Origin of the sequence: Mycolicibacterium smegmatis (genome assembly GCF_001457595.1) — a bacterium.
Taxonomy (GTDB): Bacteria; Actinomycetota; Actinomycetes; order Mycobacteriales; family Mycobacteriaceae; genus Mycobacterium; species Mycobacterium smegmatis.
This window is the reverse complement of sequence record NZ_LN831039.1, coordinates 406,788-420,508: the sequence shown is the minus strand read 5'-3', so window position 1 is coordinate 420,508 and position 13,721 is coordinate 406,788. Positions and strand designations below refer to the sequence as shown.

Genomic DNA, 13,721 nt, shown 5'->3' with positions numbered 1-13,721 from the left:
TCAATGGACAACGAGGACCAGCTCGGCAAACCCGAAGGTTGTCGGGTCTACCGATACACCGTCCGCGGCAACGGCTTCGGCTCCTTCGACCGATGGACGACAACCACCGAGTCGAACACCTGGATGCTGTCGACAATCGTCGCCGCGAACGGAACCTGCACGTGGTCGACGCGATCTGGATGCTCCTCCATGAAGTCGAATGGTGAGCGCAGCGCCATGTATGGCGCGTGTATGGCATCCATGAGCGTTTTCGTGAAGTCGATGAACGTGTCGGGACGATCGCGATAACCCATCCAGTAGTTCGCGCACACGTCCTCCACAAGGTACACGCCGCCCGGCTTCAGTCTCGGGAACAGGAACTGGAACGAAGAGATCATCTGGTTGGGCGTATGGCCACCGTCGTCGAGGATCACGTCGAACGGCCCGAACTCGTCGTCGACGCTGCTGAGGAAGCTCGTGTCGGTCTGATCGCCGATCCGGACGTGGACATCCCGTTCCGGGTCGTCGAACTGCGCGGAGTTCTGGTTGATGTCGAGACCGACGATCGTGGTGTCGGGCAGGAATTCTCGCCACATCTTGAGGGATCCCCCTCGATCGACGCCGATCTCAAGCATCCGCTCGGCTCCGGGCAGGAAGCGTTCATAGATCGGCAGGTAGTGACGCAGCTTGTGGATATGTTCGGACTTGTCGAAAATCTTCCCGATCGCTGTTTCCCCGGGAGGAGAATCGTCTCGTCGCATGACCACCGGGCGGGCCAGGTCCGAGCCGAGTGCGGCCAGCATTTGTTTGCGACCCTTGAACGGGTACCGACGGAAGATGAACGGCGGCCTCGGCAGGAAAACCGGCCGGAACATAGGCATTATATTGATTCCCTCTGTTGCTCAAGCGAATCCGGCCGCTGTGCACGAGCGGTCCGCGCGGTGACAGCCAGCCTACTGTGAGGAGATGGCCGGCTCGCAAATTTTCGCTCGTAGCGCATTCTGACGAGCAGGGTAATTGCTGTGCGCGGCGAACCCTACGTGAAGCGGTCCGGTTCAACCAGGCTGAGGTTCGACCTGCGGCGAAGTCGCCGCCCTCTTCATCCTGGCCCGGTGTTTGAGGGCCATGGCGCGCTTCTCGACGATGAACCAACTCAGCGCGGCAAAAGGCAGCGTGGCGGCTGTGGATACGGCGAAGAATGCCACCGGATGGAGGAACACCAGCCCCAGACCCGCGAGCAACTGCTGAATCGGGAAGGCGTAAATGTAGAGGCCGTAGGACAGATCCGTGCGGAGGTTCAACCGCTTGGCCTTGATGAGCGAGCCCGCCACGATCACGGCATAGGCCAGTGGGACGCCGCCGAGGATGCGGTAGTCGGGCATCAGGCCCGCCGCGAACACGATCACCACACACACCGCAACCAGGGACCATCGGGCCGGGATGACGCCACGCCACTGATACATCATCGCGCCGGCCGCGAACATGATCGCGCAGCGCATCATGAGCTGGGGGATGGTCCACACGCCGGGGAAGGTGAGCGGCGGGAACAAGTTCGCGCCGACCAGCGCGAGACACAGAATCACCACGGATGTCCATCGCCGCTTGGCCAGCCCGATCAACCCCAGGATCGCAACGATGATGTAGCACATCACTTCCCAGATCAACGACCACAGCGACGCGTTCCAGCCGGCCATGTGGTCGGGGATGTCGTAGGGCGTACCCGCGATGTCACGCTGGATATAGATCAATCCGCTGTTCTTGAGAATGAACTCGAACGGCGCCGAAGTTCCGAACACCTTGGCGACCGAGTCGCCGTGGGTCGCGAGATAGAGCGGCGCGAACACGAAGGCGGTCACGATGAGACATACGTAGAAGCCGGGGAGGATTCGTAGGGCACGCGCGAGGAGGTAGTCACGGATCTGGGGGTTGGTCAACCAGCTCCGCGTGATGAGAAACCCTGAGATGGCAAAGAATCCGTCGACACCGACCGAGAACAGAACCTGCAGTACGGGTTCGGGGGGCATGCGGCCCGTGATGGGGAACGAATGCCAGAGAATGACTTCTGCCGCCAATGCGAGGCGGAAGGCGTTCAACGCGTTGTTACGCGGATCGAAAACCTGCCCCAGCTTCATCGTCCCCGCCTTCATCCGCACGGATCCTCCCGCGCCGCCTGATGAATCCGACGGTAGCTACCACTGCCGAATCCTCAATATCAAACAGGACGAATCCTAGTAGGGCGAATCCCAGCCTCGCGCAGGAAAAACCGTACTCACAGCCATCGTCCGGGCAAGCCACCCGCGGCGGTCGAAACTGGCAACCTGATTCGTCCTGTCAACCAAGGCACTGATCAGCCGATTTCCCGTGAGTGATCGCCGTCAGCGCATCAGCGGCCGACAACGCGAACATTCAGTTGTTGCGGGCGGACAGCTCGTGTTGTTCGTTGATCCAGTCCAGCAGGGACCGGAGACCGTCGTCTAGTCCCCACTTGGGTGCCCAGTCCAGTTCCCGCTGCGCCGGTTCGATGTCGGCACTCGCGGCCCGGATGTCGCCGTCGCGGAACTTGCCGACCACCACAGGCTCAGGTGCGTCGAACGCCGCCGCGATCTTGCGCGCCAGATCATGGATCGTGACGCCGATACCGGAGCCGATGTCCACGTGTCGCGACTCTGCCGCAGGCCTGTCCACCGCGGCGAAGAGCGCGTCGATGACATCGTCGATGTAGACGAGGTCCCGGATGATGAGGCCGTCTTCGTACACCTCCGATGCGCGCCCCTCACGTGAGACCCGCGCGAAGAACGGAACAACACCGGTGTAGGGATTGGTGAGGGACTGGCCGGGGCCGTATGCATTCTGCAGCCTCAACACACTGAGCGCGCTGTCATGCGCGGATGTCCAAGCCGCCAGGAGGTGCTCCTGGGCGAGTTTGGTGGCCCCGTAGATGTTCGTCGGCCTAGGCTGGGTCACGCCCGCACGGCTGGGCAGATGCACCGCAGGGGTATCAGTGGGCCCCACGGGGTCCCAGATGCCTGCTGCCAGCTGGGCATGGCTTCGTGGTTTCGGGTAGAAGACCTCGGTGCCGCTTCGCCATGCGCCTTCACCGTAGACAGCCCGCGACGACGCGACGACGATCTGCTCCGGCACCAGGTCGGCACGGCTCAACGCGTCGAGGAGCTGGGTGGTGCCGACGACGTTCACCGAGCCGTGTCGTGTCGCTTGCGAAAGGGACTGTGCGGTACCCGTTTCTGCGGCCAGGTGGACCACCTGATCCGGGCGGAACAGCCGCAGTACGGCGTCCCAGTCAGGAGCATGTGTGACGTCGCTGGTGAACAGTCGGACCGACGACGGCAGGTCGGCCTTCCGTCGCTCCCCGTGCACCTGGGGAAGGAAGACATCGGTCACCGCGACTTCGTAACCTGCTTCAACGAGCCGACGTGAAAGCAACGAGCCGATGAACCCCGCTCCACCAGTGATGAGCACGGACTTTGCCACGGTCGAGGCCTTTCCTTCGATGTTCTCCAGTTTGTGCACATACGTGCCCGCCACAGGGCGTGCGGCCGGGGGGATCCTATCCGGGCCTACCCCGAATTCATCTCGCGCGCAGGATGAACCCTGTCTGATCGCCGCGTCCTTGCCGGTTGAGCGCGATCGAACGTCGCTCCCAGTCCCAGACGCGCTTCACGCCGAAAGTCTTGAAGAGATAGCCGAAGCCGCCGGCCTCGGTCAGTGCGGTGTCGGTGCGGTACATCTCGCTGCCGAAGAACTGGGACGCATTCGAATCGTCGATCGTCCGCTCCAATTGCATACCGACCGCTTCGGCGGCCCGCGCCATTCCACGCCGTGACGGCACCACCGTGTGCCTGGGCGCATCGATCAGACACCAGTTCTTCCCGTAGACATCCCACGCTTCCGAAGACGTCGTGGGCACCCGTGCCACACAGATACCACCGGACGCGAGCCGGGCGCGCGCGGCTTTCAAAGTCGAAACCGGGTCCGGTACGTGTTCGAGCGAATGGTTGAACATGATCACATCGAACTCGCCGGCCACGTCCTCCATGAACTGTTTGGCGATCGGCACACCCATTGATGTGGTGGTGTCCGCATCGACGAAGGGATCGGCCCCGAACAGGTTACGGAAGCCCGCTCTCGCCAACCGGTCGAGTAGGGCACCGCCGCCACATCCGACATCGAGGATCCGCGCCTCACGCCCCACACCCAACTGACCGAGCATCCCGACAACATCACCGCTCGCGTCGTTTGTGCCGATGAGCGAGCGAATGCCAGGCGGCAGAGCGGCGATGAGGGCACCGACTGGCTGTGTGCCCTCGCCCAGGTCATGACGATCTCGTTGTCTGGTCAACCACTGGAGCACACCGGCCCCCTGGGAAGCGTTGTACGAGTAGTACTTCCGCGGGTAGTGGCGAGCGAGTTCCTCACCTTCGAGCACATCCACGATCTGCAGCGTCTCGCAGTCGGCGCAGACATAGTACTCGAACAGTTCGCGGGTGCCGTAATACATCTCGCGGACGGTGACCGTCCGATGTGGTCCCGCGGACCCACACATCCGGCATTCTTTGCTGATTTCGGACATCTACCTTTTCCGCTCAGGATTCCACATTCTGAAAGGCCGCGACGACATCGGCGGGCCGATCAGGCAGCACTTCTCACTCGCGCGAAATTCTCGACCAGATCCGCCGCGCGCCGAACACCGTCGGCCGGCTTGGTCATCTGCAGGGCGAGAGTTTTCGCACGCTCGGCGCACGCCGGATCGAGGACACGTCGCAGATCGGTGATCAACGTATCCTTGGTCGTCGCGGAGAATCTACGGGTCGTACCAACTTTGAGCTTCTTGACCTGCGAACCCCACAATGTCTGGTTTGCATCCATGGAGAGGATCAATGTCGGGACGCCCGCACGCATGCTCGCCGCCGTGGTTCCGGACCCGCCATGGTGCACCACCGCACGACACGACGGGAAGATGGCCGCATAGTTCACCGCGCCCACGACTTTCACATGGTCGTAAGTCGGGACCCCGCTGAAATCGCTGTAGCCAGCACAGATCAGGGCGCGCTCGCCCAACAACGCACTCGCCGTACTGATCATCTCCACGGTGTCCCTCGGCGACTCCACCGGCATGCTGCCGAAACCGAAACAGATCGGGGGCGTCCCGGCCGCGATCCAGTCCGAGACCTCGCCGTCGACCTCCGTCGACAGCTCCATCGTCAGGGCGCCGACGAAGGGGCGTAACTCCCCCCATTTCGCCCATTCGGCGGCCAGGCCCGGGAAACACACCTCGTCGTAGGCCTGGATCTCCAGCGACTCACGGTTGCCGATCCGCTGGGTCGACGGGATCCGCGCCTTCGGCAAGCCGAGTTCCCTCCGCTGCGCGTCCTCGACCTTCTTGTTCAGCAACCAGGTGAACCAATCGAAGCCTTTCATCGCCGTACGCCCGAGCAGAGGAGGCAAGATCGGCACCAGTCGTCCGTTCGGCCGTACCGGCACATGATGAAGCGTGACCAGAGGAATGTCGAAGTGTTCAGCGACGTTGGCGGCCGTCTCCTGGTAGGCCTGTCCCGCGAAGAGCACATCGGCGTCGGCCGCCACCTCGGTCAGCGTGGCGCTCATCTGCGCCCAACTCTCGTCGCTGCGCTCCCACAGCTCTTTCCACAGCGCCCGCAGTTCGTTGATCTTCCAGAATTCCTTGAAGACCGAATTCCAGAAGTTGCGATAGACGTTCAGCCAGGTGCGGGTGTCCAAGCCGAATGGCACGGCCGGGACACCTGCAGCCTCGACGAAATCCACAGAGTCGGGTGCGACAGCCATTCGCACGTCATGCCCGCGGCGCAACAGCTCGCGGCCTACGACCAGAGATGGCTCGATATCACCTCTGGTCCCGTAGGTGGCCATCACGAATTTCATCTGGAGTCAAAGCCTTTCAGAAGGATCCGGGTGCGCCGCCGGCCGCCTGCCGCGGTGGGCTCGGCGCTCACTCCTTGCGCCAGAGCACGCCCGTCCCGTCTATCTCGACGATGTCTGCGGAGATCCCGTGTGCCGCACGGAAGTCCGTCACCGCCTTCTTGCATCCGTCGATGGCGTGGTAGTCGTCGATGATGCAGAAACCCCTCGGCGACAGGCGGCGGTAAAGACCGTCAAGAGCCTGGATCGTGGACTCGTAGAGATCACCATCGAGCCGGAGCACCGCAATCTGTTCGATCGGGGCGTCATTCAGAGTGTCCTTGAACCAACCCGGCAGGAAACGGACCTGGTCGTCCAGCAGACCGTAACGCTCGAAGTTGGCCCTGACGTCCGCTTCGGAGACCGCGAGAATCGGCGCCGCACGATGCAGCCGGTCGCCCTTGTCCGCCGCGTACTTCTCGGCGTCCGGCGGGGGCACACCCTGGAAGGAATCCGCGAGCCACACCCGACGGGTCTCGTCACCGTACGCGGACAACACCGCGCGCATGAGGATGGACGCCCCGCCTCGCCACACCCCACACTCGACCAGGTCGCCGGGGACGTCCTCGGCGAGCACGGTTTCGACGCATTCCTGCAGGCTCGTGAGCCGCTTCATCCCGATCATCGTCAGAGCGTCGGCAGGCCAGTCCAAGCCCAGGTCGCGCTTGCGTGAATCGAAGGCACGCTTCCGTACGAGCATGAGGTTGCCGAGCTTGAACAGCGGACGGTGCAGCAAACCCCACCCCACGGGGACCAACTCGTCGCTCCCGTAGCGGGTCAGGTCCCGCCGGAGCAGGTCGAGATACGCGGATCGGCTGTCGCGGTGAGTCACAGTCAAAAAACTGCCCCTATCTCCTGTGGCGGTACATCGGAGATGAGCCTAACCCGGGTATGGGGGCGTTAGTGCAATTCGGTAGCACACAGCGCACCCGCCCGAACACTGTTAGGGGCAGTCGTTGTCGAGTTTTCGCACAGATCCTGCAAACAAGGCTAATTCGACTACTGCGTCAATCTCCAAAGCCAAATGGTTCGATCGCAGTAAAACGCCCTTATGGCAAATATCTGATGCGAATCCACAGATCGCCGCCCCCGTTCCTCCCCGGCACGACAAAATTGCCCTCGGCCAGTTGCTTCGCGATCGCTCAGATGACGCTCAACCCCCGGATCAGACTCGACAGACCCACCACCGTGAAGATGACAACCAGGACGTGCAGGCGGTGCACCAGCGCCCACTCGCGTAGCTTGCGCAGCACCGGTTCGGTGCGCGCGGGCGCCAGCACGTAGCTGATCAAGACGATCTCGACGACCGCCAGCACGCCGGCAATGTAGACGACTGCCGCACCGAGCTGAACCGATGCGGCCGCACCCGATGTCACGATGACGGCCAACACGATGAGGACGATCTCCGGCGCCGGCCCCATCGCGAGGCCCACCACGAAAGCCACCCACAGGGTCCCGCTGTTCCAGGCGTCCCGTGCCCTCGTCACCAGGCGGTGTGACGACCCCTTCAACACGCCGGATCGCTCGGTGTCGCCGAAAGCGCCCGACGCCACCATCGCACCGGGCCCATGGCCGGAGGCAGGCGCCATACGCTCCTCCGGCTGCCGGACAGCCGCGCGTCGGCGTAAACGGGCGCGCGCCAGGATCGCCGCGGCGATGAACAACGCGAACAGTCCGATACCGACCTGTAGATGTGCGAACCGCGACTTGTCCGACGGGGCCGCCAGACGGTCGGAGAAGGAATCGAACAACGGCGTGAAATGGAGGAGCACGAGGGGCCCGACAATGAGGAACAGGCTCACCGTCAGGCAGCCGATCCAGAACGCGACCAGGTTCTGGGCGGGCTTTTCCCGGGAGATCAGCAGCAGCAGCACACCGAGACGCACCGGATTGAGCGTCCCCATGAGTGCCAGGCCCATCACTGAGCTCCACATGGCCGACACGCTACAGCCTCGAATTTTCGTATGCCGTTTGTTCCGCTGTACAACAGTGCGGTACGCGGGACCGTTTGAAACGGCAATGAACACGCGGTCGTGGCCGCGTTCCCCATGGCCGTTGATTTCCGAAAGGCTCTGTGGCATCAAAAGACCTGGCCTAATGTTGGACCGTCTGAGCGGCAGCGGCGACGGCGCACTGCCCCGCAAAGTATCTCTACGACCCGGGGGAATCATGATCAGAACAACCCACACGAGTTGTCATGCAGCTGCGCCAGCTGGGTCTTCCACAACGTTCGGGGGAAGCCGCTCATGACCGGCAACGGCACGCGAACGCGTCCAGTGATCCTCTTCGTCCTCGGCATGGGCCGGTCCGGATCGTCCGCGCTCACCCGCGTTCTGTCGTTGTGCGGGGCCGCGCTACCCACCAAGATGATGGGCGCGGACAAATCGAATCCACGCGGCTACTGGGAACCGCGGGAATCCCTCCTGCTCAATCGCTCGATACTCGACCGCCACGGGAGCGCCTGGTGGGATCCGACGCTCCGCCTCACCGAGGAAGAACAGTACGTCGGCAAGGAGCGGGCGGCCTGTATGGCCAAGATCGAACCATTCATTGCCAAGTTGCCGAAATCCGACGTCGTCGTCGTCAAGGACCTCCAGATCGTTGTTCTCTACGACATGTGGTTCGAGGCCGCCCGCGCGGCGGGATATGACATCGCGGTCGTCATCCCTGTGCGCCATCCCGGGGAGGTAGCGAGTTCGCTCGCCGCGGCGGCAAAGGCCCCGCCGGAATTGACGGCGGGACTATGGCTCAAGGGAAACCTTCTGTCAGAGCGGCACACCCGTGACGTGCCCCGGGTCGTCGTCGACTACCCGAACATGATCGATGACTGGCGCCGCGAGGTGAAACGCGTGTCCACCGCGTTGAACGTGGACCTCACCCCGCCCGACGAACAGGCAGTCGACGATTTCCTCGCGCCCAGCCTCCGACGGCAACGCAGCGAGAAACCGGTTATCGACCGGTTCGGTACCGACTGGTTGTCGACGGTCTACGCGGTTCTGCGGGCAGCGGGGCGAGATGAGCCCATCGACACCGACACCCTGGATCGCGTGTACGAGCAGTTCCGCGTTGCAGAGCACGATTTCCGCGTGATGAACGAAGGCAATCGTCACTTTCAAGACGGCCTGCTCAACAAACTCGTCAAACCGGCTGTCGTCCGGCCGATCCTGGAGGTCGTGGCGATGGCACATCGCCGAAGAGGCACCTGGGCCTGAGGCCCTTCGCCTCACACCGTCTGACCGATCGCCGCCGTGTGCCATACAGTGGCTACGTGATTCATTCTCACGGCAACACCGACGTCGAGGCCGAATTCATCGACTCCGCAGTTTTTGTCGGGTAGGAACGACGTATGCGCGGGATAATACTGGCCGGCGGTTCCGGCACCCGGCTGCATCCGATCACCATGGGGGTCAGCAAGCAGCTGCTGCCGGTCTACGACAAACCTCTGATCTACTATCCCCTGTCCACGCTGATTATGGCGGGGATACGGGACATCCTCGTCATCACGACACCGGCTGACGCATCGGCGTTTCAGCGCCTACTCGGCGATGGTTCCGCGTTCGGTGTCAGCCTTACGTACGCCGTACAGGCCGAACCCGAGGGCCTCGCGCAGGCCTTCGTCATCGGCGCGGACCACATCGGCACCGATACGGTCGCACTTGCGCTCGGCGACAACATCTTCTACGGCCCCGGCCTTGGAACGAGCCTGAAGCGATTCCAAAATGTCACCGGCGGAGCCATTTTCGCGTATTGGGTCGCGAACCCGTCCGCGTACGGTGTGGTGGAGTTCGGTCCTGACGGCACTGCTCTTTCGTTGGAGGAGAAGCCGAAGTCACCGAAATCCCATTATGCCGTGCCGGGACTGTACTTCTACGACAACAACGTCATCGAAATAGCGCGGTCGCTGAGCAAGTCTGCGCGTGGGGAGTACGAGATCACCGAGGTAAACCAGACCTATCTCGACCGCGGCGAGTTGTCGGTCGAGGTGCTCGCGCGTGGCACCGCGTGGCTGGATACCGGCACCTTCGACTCTCTGTTGGATGCGAGTGATTTCGTCCGCACCATCGAGCGTCGCCAAGGATTGAAGATCGGCGCCCCCGAGGAGATCGCCTGGCGCGCGGGTTTCATCGACGACGAGCAACTCGCAACTCGCGCCAAGGAGTTGCTCAAGTCCGGCTACGGCCACTACCTGCTGCAACTTCTGGATCGAGAGTAGCCCGCCCACAGAAAGGGGCATACTGCTGTAACACCGGGCATGCGCCCACAGATATGGGTAGTAGCCCGCGAGGTTTGAGGCCGACGTGTCAGTGGTAGTTGATGCACGTCGGTGGAACGCCAGGCCTCGTTTTCTGGTTGAACGTCTTGGGTTCGATGGATCGTTTTTTCAAGGAGGGGACAACATGATCAAGAAATCGCTTACGAGGCTTGGCGTCGCCGTGGGTGCTGCGGCACTGTCGCTGGGCGCAGCGGCCGGAGTTGCGTCAGCTGAACCGGATGTCACACCGCTGATCGACTCGCCTTGCAACTTCGACCAGGCGATGACCGCTGTGCGCACGGAAAACCCCATGGCCGCTCAGTATCTCGACAAGTACCCGGCGAACATCGAGTTCATCAGGGTGTTCTTGGCTTCACCCCGCGACCAGCGTGTGAACCTGCTGAACCAGATCAAGAACAATCCCGGCGCCAATGTGGCGCTACCGGTGTTCCAGCAGATGCTGACCAGCTGCGTCAAGTACTGAGGACTTCAGAGCAGCAGAACGGGTCGCGGCGCGCCGAACAATCAGTGCGCTGCGGCCCGTTCCGCATCACCGGGTCCGCAGCGGACCGATCGGTGTGTCGTCGTCGGAGGGTCGACCCCCTTGGTCACCGGGGGTCTCGTCACCGGGCGGTGGGCCTTCGAGCAGTGCGCGCACCAGCGGTCGCGGCCCGTACGGGCGCAGGAGCGTACTCGCGGGACGTGGCCGCACCCTCTGCGGCCACCAGAACCAACGCCCGAGCAGCGCCGCGATCGATGGTGTCATGAACGACCGCACGATCATGGTGTCGAACAACAGGCCGAGGCCGATGGTGGTGCCGATCTGACCGATGATCCGCAGATCGCTGACCACCATCGCGGCCATCGTCGCCGCGAACACCACGCCGGCCGTGGTGACGACCTTGCCGGTGCCACCCATCGCCCGGATGATCCCGGTGTTCAAGCCTGCGCCGATCTCCTCCTTCATGCGGGAGACCAGTAGCAGGTTGTAGTCGGACCCCACCGCCAACAAGATGATGACCGACATCGCGAGCACCATCCAGTGCAGATGGATGCCCAGAATGTACTGCCACAGCAGCACCGACACACCGAACGATGCGCCCAGCGAGAGCACGACAGTACCCACGATCACCAGTGCCGCGATGAAGCTGCGGGTGACGATCAGCATGATGATGAAGATCAGGCAGATGGCTGCGATACCCGCGATCAACAGGTCGTAGGTGGAGCCCGTCTGCCAGTCCTTGGCGGTAGGAGCGGTACCGGCCAGATAGACCTGCGCCCCTGACAACGGAGTGCCCTTGAGCGCCTCCTCTGCTGCTGTCTGGATCTGGCCGACTCTGGCGATTCCCTCCGGGCTGGCCGGATCCCCGTTGTGGGAGATGATGAACCGCGCGGCCTTTCCGTCGGGCGACAGGAATGAGGTCATCGCCCGTTTGAAATCCGGGTTGTCGAAAACCTCTGGTGGCAGGAAGAATGAGTCGTCATTCTTGGCGGCGTCGAACGCCTGCCCCATCGCGGTGACGTCCTCGGTCTGTTCGTCCAACTGCTTGAGCATCCCGGAGAACGTGCTGTGCGTGGTGAGAGTCATCGTCCGCATGTTCTCCATGACGGCGATCATCTCGGGGAATTGCGCGATCAACTGGGGCAGCAGGGCGTCCAGATCTTCCATGTTCTCGACGAGGATGTCGATCTGGTCATTGAGGTGATCGACCTTGTCCATCGCGTCGAAAATCGAACGCAGCGACCAACATATGGGGATGTTGTAGCAGTGGTCTTCCCAGTAGAAGTAGTTGCGGATCGGACGTAGGAAGTCGTCGAAGACCGCGAGGTAGCCGCGCAGATCCTTGGCGACGTTCTGTAGTTCTTTCGTGCTCTCGACCATCGAATGGGTGGTCGCGGCGAGTTCCAGCATCACGCCGTAGGACCGCTTCATCACAGCGATCATCGTCGCCATGTCGTCGGCCTGTTTGAGCATGTCGTCGATGCGCTGTTTCTGGAAGTTGGTGGCCTGCACCTGTCCGGCGCTCTGCAGGCTCAGCAGAAACGGGATCGACGTTCGTTCGATCGGCGTGCCCTCTGGCCGCGTAATGCCCTGGACACGAGATACGCCGCGCACCTTGAAGATCGCCTTGGCAACTTTGTTGAGAACGAGGAAGTCTGCCGGGTTCCGCAGGTCGTGGTCCGCTTCGACCATGACGATGTCGGGCGTCATCCGTGATTGCGAGAAGTGCCGGTCGGCCGCGGCGAAACCCGCGTTCGCCGGGATGTCCGGGGGGGATGTAGTCACGGTCGTTGTAACTCGTCTGGTAGCCGGGCAGCGCCAGCAGACCCACGAGTGCGACGGCCAGCGACGCGACCAGGATGGGCGCAGGCCACCGCACGATAGCGGTACCGATTCCCCGCCAGCGCCGCACCCGCATCTTGCGCTTGGGATCCAGCAAGCCGAACCTGCTGGCCATGGCGACACCTGCTGGCACGAGCGTGACAGCAGCGGCCACAGCGACAGCCATGCCGATGGCGCACGGGACGCCCATTGTATGGAAGTAAGGAAGCCGCGTGAAGGTCAGGCAGAAAATCGCACCCGCGATGGTCAGCCCGGATGCCATCACAACCGGGGCGACGCCCCGATACATGCTGTAGTAGGCCGTTTCTCGGTCCTCGCCGAGTTGGCGTGCCTCCTGGTAGCGGCCGAAGAAAAAGATGCCGTAATCCGTGCCCGCTGCGATCGCGAGGAACACCAGCATGTTGACGGCGAATGTCGACAGGACGAACACGTCGTTGGCACCGAGGAAGGCCACGATGCCGCGGGCGGCCGCCACCTCGAACCCCACCATGATCAACAGCAAAATAACCGTGATCACCGATCGATAGACGAGAAGAAGCATCGTGAAGATGACCACGACCGTCACCGCGGTGATCTTCAAGATCGAGCGGTTACCGCTGTGCTGCAGGTCGGAAACCAGCGGTGTCGCACCGGTGACGTAGACCGAGACGCCCTCGGGCGGGTTGCTCCGGTTGACGAGATCTCGGACCGCCGCGACCGACTCGTCACCCAGTGGGGTTCCTTGATCGCCTGCCAGATTCAGCTGGACATAGGAGGCCTTGCCGTCGGCGCTCTGTGCGCTCGACGCAGTGAGACGATCGCCCCAGAGATCCTGGACGTGCTCGATGTGACGCGTGTCGGCGCGCAGGTCACGGACCAGGTCGGCGTAGTAGTTGTGGGCATCCTCGCCGAGCGGTTCGGTGCCCTCCAGCACGATCATCGCGAAGCTGTCGGAGTCGGACTCCTCGAACTTCTGCCCCATGCGCTTGATCGCTTGTGCGGACGGGGCGTCCTGCGGCATCAGGGAGACCGAGTTCTTCTCGCCCACCTTTTCGAGCGCTGGGATGGCAGAAGCCCAATCACCGCCCACGGCAGCGAGTGTCGTCACGAGGATGAGGATCAGCCATCCCAGAACGATGAAGGGCGCCAGCGCCCGTACCACCCGCGCGACGAACGGGCGATCCCGTTGCTCGGTGTTCAGCTCAGTGCTCATAC

Annotated in this window: 10 protein-coding genes and 1 pseudogene; 3 read left to right on the top strand and 8 right to left on the bottom strand. The window is 62.7% G+C overall.

Going from position 1 to position 13,721, the window contains the following annotated elements:
• Nucleotides 1–47 precede the first annotated feature (47 nt).
• The 7 genes from AT701_RS01840 to AT701_RS01810 form a co-directional block, all read right to left on the bottom strand.
• Complete coding sequence (locus AT701_RS01840) at nucleotides 48–782, bottom strand: class I SAM-dependent methyltransferase (RefSeq protein WP_058127499.1); 735 nt, start codon at nucleotides 780–782, stop codon at nucleotides 48–50.
• 252 nt (nucleotides 783–1,034) lie between these two features.
• The gene (locus tag AT701_RS01835) at nucleotides 1,035–2,111 is read right to left on the bottom strand and encodes an acyltransferase family protein (protein WP_058127498.1); all 1,077 of its coding nucleotides are present in this window, start codon (nucleotides 2,109–2,111) and stop codon (nucleotides 1,035–1,037) included.
• A gap of 274 nt (nucleotides 2,112–2,385) precedes the next feature.
• A complete protein-coding gene (locus AT701_RS01830) occupies nucleotides 2,386–3,456 on the bottom strand; it encodes an NAD-dependent epimerase/dehydratase family protein (RefSeq protein ID WP_058127497.1) in 1,071 nt (356 codons plus the stop codon).
• 109 nt (nucleotides 3,457–3,565) lie between these two features.
• On the bottom strand, nucleotides 3,566–4,567 hold the full coding sequence (locus AT701_RS01825; protein WP_058125033.1) for a class I SAM-dependent methyltransferase: 1,002 nt from the start codon (nucleotides 4,565–4,567) through the stop codon (nucleotides 3,566–3,568).
• 59 nt (nucleotides 4,568–4,626) lie between these two features.
• Nucleotides 4,627–5,895 (bottom strand): glycosyltransferase, encoded by a 1,269-nt coding sequence (locus AT701_RS01820; RefSeq protein WP_058125032.1) that lies wholly within the window; start codon nucleotides 5,893–5,895, stop codon nucleotides 4,627–4,629.
• Nucleotides 5,896–5,962: 67 nt separating this feature from the next.
• Nucleotides 5,963–6,763, bottom strand: a complete 801-nt coding sequence (locus AT701_RS01815; protein ID WP_058125031.1) for a TylF/MycF/NovP-related O-methyltransferase — start codon at nucleotides 6,761–6,763, stop codon at nucleotides 5,963–5,965.
• A gap of 310 nt (nucleotides 6,764–7,073) precedes the next feature.
• Nucleotides 7,074–7,865, bottom strand: a complete 792-nt coding sequence (locus tag AT701_RS01810) for a GAP family protein (protein ID WP_157892488.1) — start codon at nucleotides 7,863–7,865, stop codon at nucleotides 7,074–7,076.
• Between the two features lie 312 nt (nucleotides 7,866–8,177).
• Here AT701_RS01810 and AT701_RS01805 point away from each other — a divergent pair, with 312 nt between their 5' ends.
• The 3 genes from AT701_RS01805 to AT701_RS01795 all read left to right on the top strand — a co-directional run bounded on the left by AT701_RS01805 (nucleotide 8,178) and on the right by AT701_RS01795 (nucleotide 10,667).
• Nucleotides 8,178–9,143, top strand: coding sequence for a sulfotransferase family protein (locus tag AT701_RS01805; RefSeq protein WP_058125029.1), 966 nt, complete (start codon nucleotides 8,178–8,180; stop codon nucleotides 9,141–9,143).
• 134 nt (nucleotides 9,144–9,277) lie between these two features.
• On the top strand, nucleotides 9,278–10,144 hold the full coding sequence (gene rfbA / locus AT701_RS01800) for a glucose-1-phosphate thymidylyltransferase RfbA (protein WP_058125028.1): 867 nt from the start codon (nucleotides 9,278–9,280) through the stop codon (nucleotides 10,142–10,144).
• 184 nt (nucleotides 10,145–10,328) lie between these two features.
• A complete protein-coding gene (locus AT701_RS01795; protein ID WP_058125027.1) occupies nucleotides 10,329–10,667 on the top strand; it encodes a hemophore-related protein in 339 nt (112 codons plus the stop codon).
• 66 nt (nucleotides 10,668–10,733) lie between these two features.
• Here AT701_RS01795 and AT701_RS01790 read toward each other — a convergent pair.
• Nucleotides 10,734–13,719 (bottom strand): annotated as a pseudogene (locus AT701_RS01790) (MMPL/RND family transporter).
• Between the last annotated feature and the right edge of the window lie 2 nt (nucleotides 13,720–13,721).